The organism is Burkholderia sp. LS-044, assembly GCF_004803625.1.
GTDB classification, from domain to species: domain Bacteria; phylum Pseudomonadota; class Gammaproteobacteria; order Burkholderiales; family Burkholderiaceae; genus Burkholderia; species Burkholderia cepacia.
The window spans coordinates 75,238-92,760 of record NZ_SSWO01000007.1 but is presented as its reverse complement, the minus strand read 5'-3'; the positions used below and the strand labels follow the sequence as shown (position 1 = coordinate 92,760).

Sequence of the window (17,523 nt, the reverse complement as noted above, 5' to 3'; positions counted from 1 at the left end):
CGACAGTGGGCGGCAGACCAGGTACGCGACATGAAAATCGCGCGGGAAAAATTCGCGACAAAAAAAATGCGGCCCCGCTTTCGAGGGGCCGCATTCGATACTTCACTCAGACTGAAAGGGCGAAAGGGTTCCTCGACTAGCGTCGCTCCGAAAAGGTTTCGGTCAACGTTCGCGGTGTCATAACCGTATTCGCCTTGTTCGCGTTGAGTTATTTACTGCATCGAACACCCGGAGACCGGGCATTCTCAATTCGTTGGTAGGCTCGATTGGACTCGAACCAACGACCCCCACCATGTCAAGGTGGTGCTCTAACCAGCTGAGCTACGAGCCTAAAGAAGCTAAGATTATATGGAGCCGTTACCGGCTTGGCAAGTGTTTTTATGCGGTCGCAGCAAAATAACGGGGCTCCAACCCCATATCATGCCTTCCGCCCCGCCCTCACGACACCTTGCACCTCGCCGAGCAGCGTGCACGCGCGCTGCACCTGCGCCGAGTTCGACACCTCGACCGTGAACTGCATGAATGCCGCATTGCGGCGGCTCTGCGTCTTCACACCCACCACGTTCATCTTCTCGCGCGCGAACACTTCGGAGATATCGCGCAGCAACCCTTGCCGGTCGCTTGCCTCGATCATCAGGTCGACCGGATAGACGGACGCACCGCGCCCGCCGAGTACGTCGGCCGACCAGGTCGTCTGCAGCACGCGCTCCGGCGCGCGCTCGACCATCCGGCGGAACGTCGGGCAATCGGTGCGGTGGATCGACATCCCCTTGCCGCGCGTGACGAAACCGCTGATCGGATCAGGCGGCGCCGGACGGCAGCAGCGCGCGAGCTGGGTCAGCAGCGCGTCGACGCCCACGACCAGCACGCCGGTCGACGCGCCGTGCGCCACGCTCGCGCCGCTGCTGCGCTTCTCGAAATCGGCGGGTGCTTCGGGCGCCGGCTCCGGCGGCGGCGCATCGGACAGCGCGTGCTCGACATTGCGCAGGCTGAACTCTTCCTTGCCGACGACCGAGAACAGCTCCTCGGGCGACTTGAAGCCGAGCTTCGCGGCGAGATTGTCCAGGTTGACCGATGTCTTGCCCTCGCGCTGCAGCGTCTTTTCGACGAGCGCGCGGCCGTGCGAGATGTTTTCTTCCTGCTCGATCGAGTTGAACCATGCACGCACCTTCTGACGCGCACGCGGGCTCTTCATGTAACCGAGCTGCAGGTTCAGCCAGTCGCGCGACGGCCCGCCCTCCTTCACCGCGACGATCTCGACCGTCTGGCCGTTTGCGAGCGGCGTGTTGAGCGGCACCATCGCGCCGTCGACGCGTGCGCCACGGCAGCGATGGCCAAGCTCGCTGTGCAGGTGGTACGCGAAATCGACCGGCGTCGCGCCCTGCGGCAACGCGATCACACGCGCCTGCGGCGTCAGCACGTAGATGTGGTCGTCGTCGAGCGACGTCTCGCGCAATTGGGCCCACGCCTTGTCGCCCGACTTTTCCGCGCCGTCCTCGACGTCATCCTTCCACGCGAGCAGCTGCCGCAGCCATGCGATCTTCTCGTCGTATTTGTCGCTCGCCGAGAACTGGCCGCCGTAGCCGCGCGCGCCGGCCTCCTTGTAGCGCCAGTGCGCGGCGACGCCGTACTCGGCGAAACGGTGCATCTCCTGCGTGCGGATCTGCACCTCGAACGCGCGGCCGTCATCGCCGATCACGACCGTATGCAGCGACTTGTAGCCGTTCGGCTTCGGCCGCGAGATGTAGTCGTCGAACTCCTTCGGCACCGGCTGCCACAGGTGATGCACGATGCCGAGCACCGCGTAGCAATCCTTGATGTCCGGCACGATCACGCGAAACGCGCGCACGTCGTACAGCTCGGAGAAATCGAGCTCCTTGCCGCGCATCTTGCGCCAGATGCTGTAGATATGCTTCGGCCGGCCGCTCACATCGGCCTGGATGTGCGCGTCCGCCAGCTCCTGCTGCAACCGGTCGATCGCCTGCGTGACGTACGCTTCGCGCTCGATGCGCTTCTCGTCGAGCAGCTTCGCGATCCGCTTGTAGGTGACGGGATCCTCGAAGCGGAACGCGAGATCCTCGAGCTCCCACTTCAGTTGCCAGATACCGAGACGGTTCGCGAGCGGCGCATAGATCTCGAGCGTCTCGCGCGCGACGTCGGGCGGCGGGTCGATCTTCGCGGCCGCGTAGTAGCGCAGCGACTGCAGGCGCGACGCGAGCCGGATCAACACCACGCGGATGTCTTGCGCGAACGCGAGCAGCATCTTGCGCAGCGCCTCGATCTGCGTACGCCGCTCTTCCGCCGTGTCGCGCCCCGCATCGGGCACCGCGTTCTGCGCGGCACGCAGGCTGACGGTACCGAGCCGCAACAGCTTACGCACGTCGGACACGAGCCGCGCCACTTCGTCGCCGAAACGCTCGGTGAGTTCGCGCTCGGGGTCGCTCAAGTGCGGCGTCAGCACGAATAGTGCGGCCGCCTGCATCGCGGGCGGATCGACGTTCAGCGTGCGCATGATCGACGCCGTGCCCGCCGAGTGATCGGCGAGCAGTTCGCCCGACGACAGGCGCGCGTCGCCGGCCCGTTCGCGCACGAACGCGAGCACGTCGTCGAACGACGGTGCCGCGACGGGGGAAGCGGAAACGGACTCGGTCATTGCTTGGCCTGGCGGAATGCGATCATCGTCGGGTTGCGTCCGGTTCAGCTCCGCTGTGCGGCGACCACCACGATCTCGACGAGCAACGCCGGATCCGCGAGCTTCGCCTCGACGGTGGCGCGCGGCGGCGTGTTGCCCTGCGCGACCCATGCGTCCCACTCCGCATTCATGCCGTCGAAATTCGCCAGATCGGAAATGTAGATCTGCACCGACAGCAGATGCGCCTTGTCGCTGTTCGCTTCGGCGAGCAGGCGGTCGATGTGGCCGAGCACTTCGCGCGTCTGGCCCTTGATGTCCTGCGTGGTGTCTTCGGCGATCTGGCCGGCCAGATACACGGTACCGTTGTGGATCGCGGTTTCGGAGAGTCGGGCCCCGACGTGGTGACGAATGACTGCCATGGAATGTTCCGGTCGTGAGTGGATGGAGATTCGGGTGACGGCACGGCCCGCGTGCCGTCGAACCGCATATTATGACGCGTTTATGCGCCGCCTTTGACGAAAAACCGCCGCGCGAGCGCAATCTGGCCTGCGTCGATGAACGCCGGCGCATGGCCCGCCCCTGGAATCTCGGCGTGCGTGACATGTCGGCCACGACGCACCATGTCGGCCACCGTCTCGCGCGACAGCAGGTCGGACGTCTCGCCCCGCACGACGAGCAGCGATGCATCCGTCGTCTCGATGGCGTGCCACAGCGCGGCCTCGCCGAGTGCGGCCAACTCGGGCGTGGTTGCCTTGAACGGCTCGGCGATGCGCGGATCGTAGCGGACCGTCCAGCCACCTTCGGGCAGTTCGCGCAACAGCGGCCCGTTGATCTCGCGCCACTCGTCGGCGCTCAGCGCACCGAACGGCAGCGACAGCGACGTCAGATAGTCGATGCCCTCCTGCTCGGTCGCAAAGCGCGGCTGCACGCCGAGATATTCGCCGATGCGCGTCAGCGAATCGGGTTCGATGCGCGGGCCGACGTCGTTGACGATCATCCGGCGCAGCGGCGAACCGGGCAGCCCCGCGAACGCCATGCCGATCAGGCCGCCCATCGACGTGCCGAACCAGTCGACCGATTCGACGTCGAGTCGCGCGATCAGCGTCACCATGTCGGCCACGTATTGCGGAATCGCGTAGAGCCGCGGATCGGCCAGCCAGTCCGATTGGCCGCGCCCGACGATGTCGGGGCAGACGACGCGATACGTATCGGACAGCGCCGTGGCGAGCCGGTCGAAATCGCGCCCGGAACGGGTCAGGCCGTGCACGCAAACCAGCACGCGCGGGTTCGCGGGATCGCCCCACTCGGTATAGGCGACGTGGTGAAGGCCGGCCGCGCTCGCACACTGCACGCGCCGCTGACGGGGAATCGGGGAGTTCACGGGGGAAGTGGGCATCGGAGGCGTCCTGCCGAACGGTGCGGCGCGATGGCATGTGGGCCCGGCCCGCCAGGGCAGCCGGGGGATGCGATCGATTGTAAACCCGTTCCGGATCACGAGTCGCCTGACCACCCTTGCGGGCTTGCGGCTCGTGCGAGCGCCAACGAATGTCACGCGGCCGTGCGGAATCGGGCGCGGTGTTCCGTGTTCAGCAGGCTACCGATCCAGCCTCCCCTGCGGCCGCGGCGACGGCGCCGCAAACGCACCATCGCGCACCGGCCCGTCATGACCGGGAAAGCGCGGCTATTTCTGCATGACCGCGCCGATGCTCGCACCGACCACGCACAGCGTGCCGGCGACCTGCAGCGTGCTCATCGGCTGCGCCAGCACGACATAACCGATCCCCGCAGCGATCGCGGGCTCGGCGCTCATCAGGATGCCGAATGCCGATGCGCTCATCCGTCGCAACGCAATCAGTTCGAGCACGTACGGAAACAGCGGGACGAGCACCGCCAGATACGCGGCATCGATCAGTTGACCGGCCGGCAAGTGGCCGCCGCTTTGCGCCAGCCCGAACGGCGTCGTGACGAGCGCGGCCACGAACAGCGACGCGGACAGCCCTTGCAGCCCGTCGAACAGCGTGCCGACACGCTTCATCAACACGATATAGGCGGCCCAGCCAAGCGCGGAGCCGACCGGGAAGACCAGCGCGGCCGGCGCCGTCACCCACATGCCGTCCTGCCGCGCCAGCAGCAGCACGCCAGCCAGCGCAAGTGCCGGCCATGCCAGCATCGCCGGCTTGCGCACGCCGATCGTGGCGACCGCCAGCGGCCCGAGAAAGTTGATCGCGACCGCCAGCCCGAGCGGCACGCGACGCACGGCTTCGAAGAAGCACAGCGTCATCGCGGCCATCGCCGTGCCGAGCGCGATGGCCGCGATCCAGCGCTGCCGGGAATAGGTGTGAAGCGGCGGCCGGACGACAACGGCCAGCGCGAGCGCGGCGAAACAGAGCCGCAGCCAGGTCGTGCTGACGGTGCCGTACTCGATCGTCGCCGGCCTCGACAGCGCCGCGCCGAGCTGCACGCTGCACATCGACGCGACGGCCAGCAGCGGCGCCACCGCATTCGTGAAAGGTGACGCCACGCGCTGCGCGACATCCGGTCGTACCGTACTCGATTCCTCGCTCATGCAACCGCTCCGGTTCAGTGACACGCCGATGCTAACCGCGGCCGCATGCTTGATATAAGCTGATAATTCTTATGCTCGCATCAGGAATATTGATGGCCCGCGATCTCGACAGCACCCTGCTGCGCACGTTCGTCACCGTGGTCGAAACCGGCAGCGTCAGCACGGCGGCAACAGCGCTGCATCGCACGCAGGCCGCCGTCAGCATGGCGCTGCGACGGCTCGAGGATGAAGTCGGCCAGCGCCTGCTCGAACGCTCGCCGCGCGGCGTCACGCCGACGGCCGCGGGCAACGTGCTGCTGCCCTATGCACACCAGCTGCTCGGCGTCGGGCTCGCCGCACGCGCCGCGCTCGCCGCAGGCGACATCTCGGGCACCGTCCGGCTCGGTGTCCTCGAGGACATCGCCGTCGGCCGTCTGCCGCACGCGTTGCGACAGTTCGCAGCGTCATTTCCGAACGTCGCGCTCGAGATCGTCGTCGATACGAGCCCCGTCCTGTCGCAGCGACTCTCGACCCACGCGCTGGATTTCGTGATCGGCGACCCCGCGCTGATCCGGGCAGAGCCGCTCGCGACATGGCAGCATCCGCTGCACTGGGCCGCCGCAGCCACCACCAACCGGCTCCCTCGCAACGAACCGGTGCCGATCGTTGCGTTCGGCGGCACCTGCCCGTGGCAGGAAAAGCTGTTCGCGATGTTGCGCGACGCCGGCCGTGCGTGGCGCGTCATATGCACCAGCACGAGCCTGTCCGCGATCCAGTCGGCGGTCGAGGCAGGCCTCGGCGTCGCGGTACTGCTCGACTGGAACGTGCGTCGCGACACGATGCGCGCACTCGATCCGCTGGCAGCCGGGTTGCCCGCGCCACCCGCCGCTGATTTCGGGCTGTTCAGCCGCGCGGACCTCGGCGATCACACGTCGGCGGCAGTCACGCTGCAACGCTTCCTGTTTCATGCGCTGCAGCTGGATTCACCCGACGACGGCACACCCACCGGCGAACAACGCTTGGAATCGTTGCAGACCGTCGTCTGACGCGGCCGGGCGCGCATGCCACAAACATAAACGCCCCGCATGCCTGACGGCATGCGGGGCGAATCGACATGAAGAAAACTCAGGCGACCGCGCTGACGTCGAGCGGCGCGCCCGTCTTTGCCTGGATCTCGTCGGCGCTCACGCCATCGGCAAGCTCGAGGACCTTCAGGCCGGACGGCGTCACTTCGATCACGCCGAGATCGGTGATGATCAGGTCGACCACACCGACACCCGTCAACGGCAGGTTGCATTCCTCGAGGATCTTGTGCTGATCGCCCTTCGCGACATGCTCCATCAGCACGACGACACGCTTCACGCCGGCGACGAGATCCATCGCGCCGCCCATCCCCTTGATCATCTTGCCGGGGATCATCCAGTTCGCGAGGTCACCCTGCTTGCTGACCTGCATCGCGCCGAGGATCGCGAGGTTGATATGGCCGCCGCGGATCATCGCGAACGAATCGGCCGACGAGAAGATCGACGAGCCCGGCAGCGTCGTGACGGTTTGCTTGCCGGCGTTGATGAGATCGGCGTCGACTTCGTCTTCGGTCGGCGACGGGCCGATGCCGAGCAGGCCGTTCTCCGACTGCAGCCACACCTCGACACCATCCGGCACGTGGTTCGCGACGAGCGTCGGCAGGCCGATGCCGAGGTTCACGTAGAAGCCGTCCTGCAGTTCCTTCGCCGCGCGCGCGGCCATCTGGTCACGATTCCAGGCCATGTCAGTCTCCTTTCGCGCGTACGACGCGTTGTTCGATGCGTTTTTCGGGCGTCGCGTTCAGCACGATGCGCTGCACGAAAATCCCCGGCGTGTGGATGTGATCCGGATCGAGCTCGCCGTTCTCGACGATTTCCTCGACCTCCGCGACGGTGATCTTGCCGGCCATCGCGCACATCGGGTTGAAGTTGCGCGCGGTGCGGCGATAGATCAGGTTGCCCGACTTGTCGGCCTTCCAGGCCTTCACGAGCGCGACATCGGCCGTCAGCGACGGCTCGAGCACGTAGTGGCGATCGCCGAACTGGCGCGTTTCCTTGCCTTCCGCGATCACGGTGCCGTAGCCCGTGTTCGTGAAGAACGCCGGGATGCCCGCGCCGCCCGCACGCAGCTTTTCGGCGAGCGTGCCTTGCGGCGTGAATTCGAGTTCGAGTTCGCCGGCCAGGTACTGGCGCTCGAACTCCTTGTTCTCGCCGACGTACGACGAGATCATCTTCTTGATCTGGCGCGTTTCCAGCAACAGGCCGAGGCCGAAACCGTCGACGCCCGCGTTGTTGCTGATGCAGGTGATGCCCTTGACGGCCGAATCGCGCAACGCCGCGATCAGCGCCTCCGGAATCCCGCACAGGCCGAAGCCGCCCACCGCGAAGGTCTGTCCGTCACGGACGATCCCTTCCAGCGCGGCAGCCGCGCTTGGATAGACTTTGTTCATCTGTTGTCCCTTCCTCTATGGAAACCAGCGAAACCGGTTCACGCGCCACGTGGCCCGCAAGCCCGCCGCACCATTCTATGCATGCACGGCGATGCCTGCGTCGAGGCGCGCTGTTTTTATACCGCGGCAAACCGCCACGAGATGCCTGAAAGGGTACGATGCGGCGCGGATGCGGCACAATACGCAAAAATACATAAGCGTTTGCCTCCGCTTGCCTGCGCCATGCCCGCTCTCGATTACCAGACCGCCTTCCATCTCGCGCCGCTCGGCCTCGTCCTGTCGCGTGACCGCGTGATCGAGGATTGCAACGACGCGCTCGCGTCGATCTTCCGCTGCGTGCGGGCCGACCTGATCGGGAAATCGTACGAGGTGCTCTACCCGTCGACGGACGAATTCCAGCGAATCGGCGAACGTATCGCGCGCATGATGGCCGCGAACGGCATCTACTCGGACGACAGAATCATGAAACGCGCGGACGGCGAGCTGTTCTGGTGCCACGTCACCGGCCGCGCGCTCGACCGCACTGCGCCGCTCGCAGCAGGCGTCTGGACCTTCGAGGATTTGAGCGCGACGCGCCGGGTCGCCGTCGAACTGACCCCGCGCGAGCGCGAGATCGCGGCCCAGCTCGCGACCGGCAAGACCAGCAAGCAGATCGGGCGCGTGCTCGACATCAGCTCGCGCACGGTCGACATCTACCGCGCGCGGCTGATGCGCAAGTACGGCACCAACAATACGCCGGAGCTGCTGCAGCGCCTGCTCGGGCAGTGAATGGCGGCTCCCGTATGACAATCGGCCGCGCATGACGGCCGATTCGTGAAACAGGCAGGCATGGCGTGCCGCCGGCGCCCGAGCGCCGGCCTCGCCGTGCCGGCACTCAGCCGACCTTCGTCGCGAGCGCGCGCTCGATCGTGTCGCGCAGCAACTGGGGCAGCGGTACCGACTTGCCGAGCGCGTAGTCGACCCACACGCAGCGCGCCTTGCCGCGCGCATAGACGTGCTGCGGATCGTCCGCGCGCGTAAGCTCGAAACCGGTGTCGAAGCTGCTCCGGCCGGGTTTCGCGGCCGACATCTTCGCGATCACGTCGCCCGGATAGTGCAGTTGCTTGAGGAATTCCATCGACGCAGTGACGATGACCGGCCCCTGCCCCTCGCCATTGCCGCCGGCGATGCCGAGCTCCTCGAACCACGAGATCCGTGCCTGCTCCATGTAGCGGAAATAGACCGTGTTGTTCACATGGCCGAACGCGTCCATGTCGCCCCAGCGGATCGGCATCGACATCTCAAATACGGGGGAGTAATCGCTTGTTGCGCTCATTGCAGTCTTCTGTGTTGCTGAATGTCATCCGCTCAGGCGAGGCCGAAGCCGTCGTCGGCGGAGATAATCGAGCCATTGATGAACTGCGACTCGTCGGCCGCGAGCAGCAACAACAGCCCGTCGAGATCCTGCGGCTTGCCGACGCGCCGGCGCGGCAGCATCGACTGCAGCTTCTGGCCCTGCTCGGTTTCCCACAGGTAATGATTGATTTCGGTATCGATATAACCCGGACAGATCGCGTTGACGTTGATCCCGTGGCGCCCCCACTCGAGCGCCATCGCGCGCGTCATCTGCACGACCGCGGCCTTGCTCATCGCGTACAGCCCGATCTGCGGGAACACGCGCAGGCCGGCCACCGACGCGATATTGATGATCCGGCACGGCGGCTTGCCGTTGCCGCTGCCGTTCGCGCGCATGATCATCCGCTTCGCGACTTCCTGCGCGACGAAAAACGCGCCGCGCGTGTTGGTATCGAACACGAACTCGAAATCGGCCGGCGTCACGTCGACGAGCTTCTGCATCGTCGAGACACCCGAATTGTTCACGAGGATGTCGATCGTGCCGGCCTCCGTTTCCGCATGCGCGACCGCCGCCTTGATGCTCTGGACGTCGGTGACGTCGAGCGACACGACGTGCGCGGCGCCGCCCGCCGCCTCGATCTCGGCACGCAACTCCTTCAGGCGCTCGACGCGACGACTCGCGAGCACGACCTTTGCACCGGCCTGCGACAGCACCTGCGCAAAACGCTGCCCCAGGCCGCTCGACGCCCCCGTGACCAGCGCAACCTTGCCTTCCAGATTGATCGAACGACCCATTTGCACATCCCCTTTCGATGTCGTTTCGCCGCTACGAGCAGCACTGCCCGAGCGGCATTACCCTAGCACAAAAATAGAACGATCGTGCTAATCTAGCCGCATGCTGTTGCGGCAAGCGTTTCGTTTCGCAGACAATACGCTCCCGAATAAAAGCATTCTAACGGTTAGAGGAACGCCAATGACCCCCGCAAGCCTCATCGAGCAATATGGCCCGCGCGAATCGATGGAATACGACGTCGTGATCGTCGGCGGCGGCCCCGCCGGGCTGTCGGCGGCGATCCGGCTCAAGCAGCTGGCCGCCGAGAAAGGCACCGAGATCGGCGTGTGCGTGCTCGAGAAGGGTTCCGAGATCGGCGCGCACATCCTGTCGGGCGCGGTGATGGACCCGCGCGCGATCACCGAACTGTTCCCCGACTGGAAGGAACGCGGCGCGCCGCTCGACGTCGAGGTGACGGAAGACCGCTTCCTGTTCCTGTCCGAGAAAAGCGCGGTCACCACGCCGAACTGGGCGCTGCCCGCCAACTTCCAGAACCACGGCAACTACGTGATTTCGCTGGGTAATGTCACGCGCTGGCTCGGCCAGCAGGCCGAAGCGCTGGGCGTCGAGATCTTCCCCGGCTTCCCGGCCGCCGAGATTCTCTACAACGACGACGGCTCCGTGAAAGGCGTCGCGACCGGCAACATGGGCGTGGGCAAGGACGGCGAGCCGACCGAGAACTTCCAGCTCGGCATGGAACTGCACGCGAAGTACACGCTGTTCGCCGAAGGCTGCCGCGGCCACCTCGGCCGCCAGCTGATCGCGAAGTTCAAGCTCGACGCGAACGCCGATCCGCAGGCGTACGGGATCGGCATCAAGGAGCTGTGGGAAATCGATCCCGCCAAGCACAAGCCGGGCCTCGTGATCCACACGGCCGGCTGGCCGCTGAAGTCGGACACCTACGGCGGCTCGTTCCTGTATCACATGGACAACAACCAGGTCGTGGTCGGCTTCGTGGTGGGCCTGGGCTACACGAACCCGTACCTGTCGCCGTTCGAGGAATTCCAGCGCTACAAGACGCACCCGTCGATCCGGGCGTTCCTGGAAGGCGGCAAGCGCGTGTCGTACGGCGCGCGCGCGATCACGGCGGGCGGGCTACTGTCGCTGCCGAAGACGGTGTTCCCGGGCGGCGCGCTGATCGGCGACGACGCGGGCTTCCTGAACGCGTCGCGGATCAAGGGCAGCCACGCGGCGATCAAGACCGGCATGCTGGCCGCCGACGCCGCGTTCGACGCGGTGCAGGCGGGCCGCCAGTCGGACGAGCTCAATGCGTACCCGGATGCGTTCAAGCAATCGTGGCTGTACACGGAGCTGTACCGCGCGCGCAACTTCAAGCAGTGGATGGCGAAGGGGCTGTACCTCGGCACGCTGATGGTCGGGCTCGAGCAGAAGGTGATGGGCGGCAACGTGCCGTGGACGCTGCACCACAAGCATGCGGACCACGAGATGCTGAAGCCGGCGTCGCAGTGCGAGCCGATCGAGTACCCGAAACCGGACGGCAAGCTGACGTTCGACCGGCTGTCGTCGGTGTTCATCTCGAACACGAACCATGAAGAGAACCAGCCGGCGCACCTGACCTTGAAGGATGCGAACGTGCCGGTGAACGTGAACCTGCGCACGTATGCGGGGCCGGAAGGACGTTTCTGCCCGGCAGCGGTGTACGAGTTCGTGAAGAACGACGACGGAAGCGATCGCCTCGTGATCAACGCGCAGAACTGCGTGCACTGCAAGACCTGCGACATCAAGGACCCGACGCAGAACATCGTGTGGGTCACGCCGGAAGGCGGCGGCGGGCCGAATTACCCGAACATGTAATCCGCCACGACGCGCCGCCGCGAGCGGCGCGTTTTTGCTGGTCGCCACAAACGAAACGGGGCGCTGCTTCAGGCAGCGCCCCGTTTTGTATTCCCTGCGCGTTCGCGAGGCGCGCCGCGCCCCGCCCGCTTGTGTCAGGTCGCGCTACCGGCGATTTTCGGCGTCGACGTCTCGACGTCCCCGCACTGCGCGCGATGGCGCAGCGCATGGTCGATCAGCACCAGTGCGAGCATCGACTCGGCGATCGGCGTCGCGCGGATGCCGACGCACGGATCGTGGCGGCCGAACGTTTCCACGGTCGCCTCGTCGCCCGCCTTCGTGATCGAACGGCGCGGCGTACGGATGCTCGACGTCGGCTTGATCGCGATCGACACGGTGATGTCCTGCCCCGTCGAAATCCCGCCGAGCACGCCGCCCGCATGGTTGCCGACGAAACCGCCCGGCGTCAGCTCATCGCCGTGCATCGAGCCGCGCTGCGCAACACTGTCGAAACCCGCACCGATCTCGACGCCCTTCACCGCGTTGATGCTCATCATCGCCTTCGCGATGTCCGCATCGAGACGGTCGAACACCGGCTCGCCCCAGCCGACCGGCACGCCCGACGCGACGACGTCGATGCGCGCGCCGATCGAATCGCCATCCTTGCGCAGCGCATCCATGTACGCCTCGAGCTCCGGCACGACCGCCGCATTCGGCGCGAAGAACGGATTCTCGTGCACGTGCGACCAGTCGACGAACGGCACGTCGATTTCGCCAAGGCCACTCATGTAGCCGCGCACCTCGACGCCGAAGCGCTCGCGCAGCCACTTCTTCGCAACCGCACCCGCGCCGACGATCGGCGCGGTCAGGCGCGCGGACGAACGGCCACCGCCGCGGTAGTCGCGGATGCCGTATTTCTGCCAGTAGGTGTAGTCGGCGTGGCCGGGACGGAACGTCTCGACGATGTTGCCGTAGTCCTTGCTGCGCTGGTCGGTGTTGCGGATCAGCAGTGCGATCGGCGTACCGGTCGTCACGCCTTCGAACACGCCCGAGAGGATCTCAACCTGGTCAGCCTCCTGCCGTTGCGTCACGTGACGCGACGTGCCCGGCTTGCGGCGATCGAGTTCGACCTGGATGTCGGCTTCGGTCAGCCCCATTCCCGGCGGGCAGCCGTCGATCACGCAGCCGATCGCGGGACCGTGCGATTCGCCGAAGGTCGTGACAGTGAAAAGCGTGCCGAGGGTATTGCCGGACATGATGGAACCGCCCAAAGAGAAATGGGCAAACCGATGCGCTGCCCGGGCCGCAGGCAGATCGATCGTTTGCCGGTCGAGAAAAGAGGTAAGCCGCTATTATGCCAGCCGTCCCGCACCCGCGGGCCGCAGGCCGCATGAAAGGCAGCCCGGACGCGCGGCCCGGCCTGTGCGGCGCAAGCCCGTCCGGCCCGGTTGCAGCCGAACGCATCCGGACAGGCGCCCGCCTACTTCCGCGCGCCGCGCAGTTCGGTTACCGCGGCCTGCAGCGACTCGGGCGTCGCGACCGACGCCGGGACCGGCTCGCCGACCGCCAGCGTCAGCCGGCTCATCACGCCGCGCTTGATAGGCCGCGGCATCCGCGCATCGGAATGCCGCGAAAAATAGCTGCCCCACAGCCCGCGCAGCGCCATCGGAATGACCGGCGCCGGCGTGCGGCCCAGGATCTCGGTGATGCCGTGATGGAACGTGTTGATGTCGCCCGTCTTGGTCAGCTTGCCCTCGGGGAAGATGCACACGAGTTCGCCGTCCTTCAGCGCGGCCTCACATGCGTCGTACGCGCGCGCGAGCATCGCGGGATCCTCGTGGCGCGGCGCGATCGGGATTGCCTTCGCATGCCGGAATACCCAGCTCGCGAAGCGCGTCTTGAAGATCCGGTGATCCATCACGAAACGGATCGGGCGCGGGCTCGCAGCGGCCAGCACGAGCGCATCGACGTAGCTGACGTGGTTGCACACGAGCACGGCCGCGCCTTCCGCCGGAATCCGCTCCGCGTGCACGAGACGAATCCGGTAGAACGTGTGGACGAGCACCCACGCGACGAAGCGGAGCAGGAACTCTGGCACGAGCAGATAGATGTAGGCCGCGACGATCACGTTCAACAGCGCGGTGACGAGGAACAGCCCCGGGATGTCGACGCCGGCCTTGGTCAGCCCCATCGCCATCACGGCCGACAGGATCATGAACAGCGCGTTCAGGATGTTGTTCGCGGCGATGATCCGCGCGCGGTGCGTCGGCGCGCTGCGGCTCTGGATCAGCGCGTACAGCGGCACGCTGTAGAAGCCGCCGAACATCGCGAGCAGGAACAGGTCCGCCAGGATGCGCCAGTGGCGCGCGCCGGCCAGGAATTCGCCGACCGACAGCAGATGGCCGGGCGACGGTAGCGCGCGGCTCGCGAAATACAGCTCGATCGCGAACACGCTGATGCCGATCGAGCCAAGCGGCACGAGGCCGATTTCGACGCGCCGCTGCGACAGCCGTTCGCACAGCAGCGAACCGAGGCCGATACCGACCGAGAACGTCGCGAGCAGGATCGTGACGACGTCAGGGCTCGCCGACAGCACGTCCTTCGCAAAATTGAAGAACGACGTGAGGAACGTCGCGCCGACGAACCACAGCCACGAGATGCCGAGCAAGCTCAGGAACACGGTGCGGTTCTGGCGTGCGAGCCCGAGGTTGCGCCAGGTCTCGCTGACCGGATTCCAGTTGATCACGAGATCGGGCTGCGGCGCCGGCGTGGAAGGCACGCGCTGCGCGACGAGACGCCCCGCGATCGCGATGACGAGCACGCTCACCGCGAGCACGCGCTCGCCGGCACCTTCGATGCCCGCGGCCGCGCCGCCGATGATCGTGCCGATCAGGATCGCGATGAACGTGCCCATCTCGACGAGGCCGTTGCCGCCGACCAGCTCATGCTCGCCGAGATGCTGCGGCAGGTACGAATACTTGACGGGCCCGAACAGCGTCGAGTGCATCCCCATCATGAACGTGCACAGATACAGCAGCGGCGCGCTGTGCATGACGAAGCCCGCCGCGCCGACCAGCATCAGCACGATCTCGAAGGTCTTCACGAAACGCGTGAGGGTCGCCTTGTCGTACTTGTCGGCGATCTGGCCGGACGTCGCCGAGAACAGCACGAACGGCAGGATGAAGATCGCGGAAATCAGGAAGGCCGCCGTCTTCGCATCGACACCGGCGAACCGCGCGGTGTGATAGGTGACGAGCGACGTGAAGCCGATCTTGAAGACGTTGTCGTTCAGCGCACCGAGGAACTGGGTCGTGAAGAACGGCGCGAAACGGCGCTCGCGCAGCAGGTCGAACTGCGACGCGTGCGCGTGCCGTTCGTCGCGCCGCCTGGAAGTGGCTTGCGTATGATCGCTCATGCGGAATACGCGCGCGCCGTCTGGGCGACGCTGCGCGGGCCTTGTATGGTCATTGAAAAAACGGCGGCGCAGGACAAGCCTGCGCCGCCGCGTGCCGGGTGGCGGCGCCCGCGCATGACGGCGACGGGCGCGGCGTGGTTCACGACTTGTGCGCTTCGGCTTCCGATTCCGGCCAGTCGCGGATGTACGCCTTCAGCATCCGGTTCTCGAAGCTCTGCGCCTCGACGACCGTCTTTGCGACGTCGTAGAACGAAATGACGCCCATCAGCACCTTCTTGTCGAGCACCGGCATATAGCGCGCATGGCGCTCGAGCATCATCCGGCGCACTTCGTTGACGTCCGTTTCCGGCGTGCACGTGAGCGGCTCGTCCATCACCTTGCGCACCTGCACGTCGCCAATTGCGCCGCCGTTCACGTGCAGGCGCAGGATGATCTCGCGGAACGTCAGCATCCCGACGAGATCGCCGTACTCCATCACGACGAGCGAACCGATGTCGTGCTCGGCCATCGTGTCGACCGCTTCGCGCAGCGGCTTGTCGGGCGTCACCGTAAACAGCGTGTTGCCCTTAACTTTCAGAATATCGCTGACGCGCATCGTAGTCCCCTCATGCTTGAATGCAAAACCTCTTTCGATCCTATCGGAAAGCCTGTCAAAAGGAAAGCGCGGGCCCGTGCGGCGGGCCGCCGCCCCGCTTGCGGAAGCAGGCCGCCGGCAGCACAATGGCCCCATGAACAGCGGCCCGAGGAGACGGCCATGGCGCATACGCATACGGAGCAATTCGCCAGCTTCGCTGATTTCTACCCGTATTACCTGAACGAACACCAGAACCTGACGTCGCGGCGGCTGCACTTCGTCGGCTCGCTCGGCGTAATCGGCTGCGTCGCGATGGCGATCGCGACCGGCGACTGGCTGTGGCTGCCGGCGGCGATCGTCTGCGGCTACGGGTTCGCGTGGGTCGGACACTTCTTCTTCGAGAAGAACCGCCCGGCCACGTTCCGGCACCCGATCTACAGCCTGATGGGCGACTGGGTGATGTTCAAGGACATCTGCACCGGCAAGATCCCGCTGTAACGGCCAGGCACCCCGCTCACGCGGGCCGCGGCGGCCGCGCGTGCGGGTCGGACACGCCGCCCGGCGCCTGCCCCGGGACACCCGCCGCTTGTGCGCCGGCCGGCCGGTGCGCGGCGATCAGCGACGCGAGCGACACGTCGAAGCGATCGCTCGACAGCACCGCGAGCAGCGCCGCGCCATCGACATGGCTGCGGCGTCGCTGCAACTGGTAGGTCAGCTCCGTGCGGTCGATCACCAGCACGTCGAACAACTGCGCGAGCGTCAGCTGCTCCGGGTTCGCGAGCAGGATGTAGCGCGGCGTGGTCTCGCCGCCGCCGTCCAGCCGCGCGATCCATTCCCGCTCCTCCATCGTCGTCAGCAGGCGCTGCGCGGTTTCCATGTCGCAGCGCAGCATGGTCGCGAGCCGCATCGCCGTGTAGCCGCGCTTGCCGGCCGTGCGCGCTTCGGCCAGCCGCGCGAGCATTTCCAGTGCGTCGAGCAGGTCGCTGCCCGGATAGTGGATGCGGTGGAACTGGCCGACGCGGATCGCCGGCAGCGCGGAGGCCACCATCGCGCCGAGCAGCGCGATGAACCAGCTCAGGTACACCCATAACAGGAACACGGGCAACGCCGCGAACGCACCGTATACGGCCGTATAGGTCGGAATGCGCCGCACGTAGTAGCCGAAACCGCGTTTCGCCAGCTCGAACGCAATTGCCGCGAACAGCCCGCCGATCACCGCATCGCGCCACGCGACCGTGCAGTTCGGCAGGTACACGTACAGCAGCGTGAACGCGAGCACCGCCAGCGGCAGCGACACGAGCGCCAGCAGCCACTCGACGATCGACGTGGACGGCCCCGCGCCGGTAAACGCGAGCGACTGCGTGAACAGGTACGACGAGATCGACAGGCTCACACCGAACAACAGCGGGCCCAGCGTGATCAGCGCCCAGTACGCGAGCACGCGCTGCGCGAACGGTCGCGGCTTGCGTACCCGCCAGATCAGGTTGAACGCCGACTCGATCGTCATCATCGTCATCACCGATGTGACGACGAGCACGATCAGGCCGGCCGTCGTCAGCCCCTTGGCCTTCGACGCGAACTGGTTCAGGTACTTGAATATCTGGACGTTGAACTGCGCGGGCATCAGGTGATCCGCGAGGAATCCCTGCAGCGAGATCTGGAACGACGCGAACATCGGGAACGCGGTGAACAGCGCGAACGCGACCGTCACGAGCGGCACGAGGGCCAGCATCGTCGTGAACGTCAGGCTGCCCGCCACTTGCGGGATGCGATCCTCGGCGCTGCGCCGGGCCGCGAACTGCGCCAGGCGCTTGAGGGTGTCGAGATCGACGCTCAACTTCGGCAAACGGCTTCTCCTTCTTGATACCGCGCGCCCGACGGCGCGCCGCCGCCGCGCTGCGCGACGGCTTCAGCCCCTATAAT

Annotated in this window: 16 protein-coding genes and 1 tRNA gene; 4 read left to right on the top strand and 13 right to left on the bottom strand. The window is 66.1% G+C overall.

Features of this window, described 5'->3' with window-relative positions; translation table 11 throughout:
- Window positions 1-254 precede the first annotated feature (254 nt).
- From E9536_RS19485 to E9536_RS19465, 5 genes are all read right to left on the bottom strand, one after another.
- Window positions 255-331 (bottom strand) — tRNA-Val (locus tag E9536_RS19485).
- A gap of 87 nt (window positions 332-418) precedes the next feature.
- Complete coding sequence (locus E9536_RS19480) at window positions 419-2,653, bottom strand: bifunctional (p)ppGpp synthetase/guanosine-3',5'-bis(diphosphate) 3'-pyrophosphohydrolase (RefSeq protein ID WP_060084775.1); 2,235 nt, start codon at window positions 2,651-2,653, stop codon at window positions 419-421.
- Window positions 2,654-2,697: 44 nt separating this feature from the next.
- Entirely contained in the window at window positions 2,698-3,051 is a 354-nt protein-coding gene (locus tag E9536_RS19475) for a RidA family protein (protein WP_021162422.1), read from the bottom strand.
- Window positions 3,052-3,131: 80 nt separating this feature from the next.
- Window positions 3,132-4,028, bottom strand: a complete 897-nt coding sequence (locus tag E9536_RS19470) for an alpha/beta hydrolase (RefSeq protein ID WP_136470419.1) — start codon at window positions 4,026-4,028, stop codon at window positions 3,132-3,134.
- A gap of 285 nt (window positions 4,029-4,313) precedes the next feature.
- Complete coding sequence (locus tag E9536_RS19465) at window positions 4,314-5,198, bottom strand: EamA family transporter (RefSeq protein WP_124816499.1); 885 nt, start codon at window positions 5,196-5,198, stop codon at window positions 4,314-4,316.
- Between the two features lie 92 nt (window positions 5,199-5,290).
- On the opposite strand from E9536_RS19465, the gene E9536_RS19460 reads away from it, so the two are divergent.
- Window positions 5,291-6,223, top strand: a complete 933-nt coding sequence (locus E9536_RS19460; protein WP_136470418.1) for a LysR substrate-binding domain-containing protein — start codon at window positions 5,291-5,293, stop codon at window positions 6,221-6,223.
- 79 nt (window positions 6,224-6,302) lie between these two features.
- On the opposite strand, the gene E9536_RS19455 is transcribed toward E9536_RS19460, so the two are convergent.
- Together E9536_RS19455 and E9536_RS19450 are read right to left on the bottom strand one after the other, a co-directional pair.
- A complete protein-coding gene (locus E9536_RS19455) occupies window positions 6,303-6,944 on the bottom strand; it encodes a CoA transferase subunit B (protein WP_027787710.1) in 642 nt (213 codons plus the stop codon).
- A gap of 1 nt (window position 6,945) precedes the next feature.
- Window positions 6,946-7,650 (bottom strand): CoA transferase subunit A, encoded by a 705-nt coding sequence (locus E9536_RS19450; protein ID WP_021162428.1) that lies wholly within the window; start codon window positions 7,648-7,650, stop codon window positions 6,946-6,948.
- Window positions 7,651-7,872: 222 nt separating this feature from the next.
- Here E9536_RS19450 and E9536_RS19445 point away from each other — a divergent pair, with 222 nt between their 5' ends.
- Window positions 7,873-8,418 (top strand): LuxR C-terminal-related transcriptional regulator, encoded by a 546-nt coding sequence (locus tag E9536_RS19445; protein ID WP_027787711.1) that lies wholly within the window; start codon window positions 7,873-7,875, stop codon window positions 8,416-8,418.
- A gap of 106 nt (window positions 8,419-8,524) precedes the next feature.
- Here the strand turns inward: E9536_RS19445 and E9536_RS19440 are convergent, their stop codons facing one another.
- Together E9536_RS19440 and E9536_RS19435 are read right to left on the bottom strand one after the other, a co-directional pair.
- The gene (locus E9536_RS19440) at window positions 8,525-8,965 is read right to left on the bottom strand and encodes a thioesterase family protein (RefSeq protein ID WP_027787712.1); all 441 of its coding nucleotides are present in this window, start codon (window positions 8,963-8,965) and stop codon (window positions 8,525-8,527) included.
- 32 nt (window positions 8,966-8,997) lie between these two features.
- A complete protein-coding gene (locus E9536_RS19435; protein WP_011351770.1) occupies window positions 8,998-9,780 on the bottom strand; it encodes an SDR family oxidoreductase in 783 nt (260 codons plus the stop codon).
- Between the two features lie 178 nt (window positions 9,781-9,958).
- Here E9536_RS19435 and E9536_RS19430 point away from each other — a divergent pair, with 178 nt between their 5' ends.
- The gene (locus tag E9536_RS19430; protein ID WP_060151308.1) at window positions 9,959-11,632 is read left to right on the top strand and encodes an electron transfer flavoprotein-ubiquinone oxidoreductase; all 1,674 of its coding nucleotides are present in this window, start codon (window positions 9,959-9,961) and stop codon (window positions 11,630-11,632) included.
- A gap of 134 nt (window positions 11,633-11,766) precedes the next feature.
- Here E9536_RS19430 and aroC read toward each other — a convergent pair whose 3' ends face one another.
- The 3 genes from aroC to E9536_RS19415 all read right to left on the bottom strand — a co-directional run bounded on the left by aroC (window position 11,767) and on the right by E9536_RS19415 (window position 15,621).
- Complete coding sequence (aroC, locus tag E9536_RS19425; RefSeq protein ID WP_059699057.1) at window positions 11,767-12,867, bottom strand: chorismate synthase; 1,101 nt, start codon at window positions 12,865-12,867, stop codon at window positions 11,767-11,769.
- Window positions 12,868-13,091: 224 nt separating this feature from the next.
- Window positions 13,092-15,026: an MFS transporter gene (locus E9536_RS19420; protein WP_060349698.1), complete on the bottom strand. Its 1,935-nt coding sequence runs from the start codon at window positions 15,024-15,026 to the stop codon at window positions 13,092-13,094.
- Window positions 15,027-15,165: 139 nt separating this feature from the next.
- Entirely contained in the window at window positions 15,166-15,621 is a 456-nt protein-coding gene (locus tag E9536_RS19415) for a CBS domain-containing protein (protein WP_006755543.1), read from the bottom strand.
- A gap of 159 nt (window positions 15,622-15,780) precedes the next feature.
- On the opposite strand from E9536_RS19415, the gene E9536_RS19410 reads away from it, so the two are divergent.
- A complete protein-coding gene (locus tag E9536_RS19410; RefSeq protein WP_021160807.1) occupies window positions 15,781-16,098 on the top strand; it encodes an Mpo1-like protein in 318 nt (105 codons plus the stop codon).
- A 16-nt stretch (window positions 16,099-16,114) separates the two neighbouring features.
- Here E9536_RS19410 and E9536_RS19405 read toward each other — a convergent pair whose 3' ends face one another.
- A complete protein-coding gene (locus E9536_RS19405; RefSeq protein WP_027787716.1) occupies window positions 16,115-17,446 on the bottom strand; it encodes a YihY family inner membrane protein in 1,332 nt (443 codons plus the stop codon).
- Between the last annotated feature and the right edge of the window lie 77 nt (window positions 17,447-17,523).

Coding starts and splice junctions, on each gene's coding strand:
- E9536_RS19480 (WP_060084775.1), bottom strand. CDS start 2,653: ATGACCGAGTCCGTTTCCGCTTCCCCCGTCGCGGCACCGTCGTTCGAC.
- E9536_RS19475 (WP_021162422.1), bottom strand. CDS start 3,051: ATGGCAGTCATTCGTCACCACGTCGGGGCCCGACTCTCCGAAACCGCG.
- E9536_RS19470 (WP_136470419.1), bottom strand. CDS start 4,028: ATGCCCACTTCCCCCGTGAACTCCCCGATTCCCCGTCAGCGGCGCGTG.
- E9536_RS19465 (WP_124816499.1), bottom strand. CDS start 5,198: ATGAGCGAGGAATCGAGTACGGTACGACCGGATGTCGCGCAGCGCGTG.
- E9536_RS19460 (WP_136470418.1), top strand. CDS start 5,291: ATGGCCCGCGATCTCGACAGCACCCTGCTGCGCACGTTCGTCACCGTG.
- E9536_RS19455 (WP_027787710.1), bottom strand. CDS start 6,944: ATGGCCTGGAATCGTGACCAGATGGCCGCGCGCGCGGCGAAGGAACTG.
- E9536_RS19450 (WP_021162428.1), bottom strand. CDS start 7,650: ATGAACAAAGTCTATCCAAGCGCGGCTGCCGCGCTGGAAGGGATCGTC.
- E9536_RS19445 (WP_027787711.1), top strand. CDS start 7,873: ATGCCCGCTCTCGATTACCAGACCGCCTTCCATCTCGCGCCGCTCGGC.
- E9536_RS19440 (WP_027787712.1), bottom strand. CDS start 8,965: ATGAGCGCAACAAGCGATTACTCCCCCGTATTTGAGATGTCGATGCCG.
- E9536_RS19435 (WP_011351770.1), bottom strand. CDS start 9,780: ATGGGTCGTTCGATCAATCTGGAAGGCAAGGTTGCGCTGGTCACGGGG.
- E9536_RS19430 (WP_060151308.1), top strand. CDS start 9,959: ATGACCCCCGCAAGCCTCATCGAGCAATATGGCCCGCGCGAATCGATG.
- aroC (WP_059699057.1), bottom strand. CDS start 12,867: ATGTCCGGCAATACCCTCGGCACGCTTTTCACTGTCACGACCTTCGGC.
- E9536_RS19420 (WP_060349698.1), bottom strand. CDS start 15,026: ATGAGCGATCATACGCAAGCCACTTCCAGGCGGCGCGACGAACGGCAC.
- E9536_RS19415 (WP_006755543.1), bottom strand. CDS start 15,621: ATGCGCGTCAGCGATATTCTGAAAGTTAAGGGCAACACGCTGTTTACG.
- E9536_RS19410 (WP_021160807.1), top strand. CDS start 15,781: ATGGCGCATACGCATACGGAGCAATTCGCCAGCTTCGCTGATTTCTAC.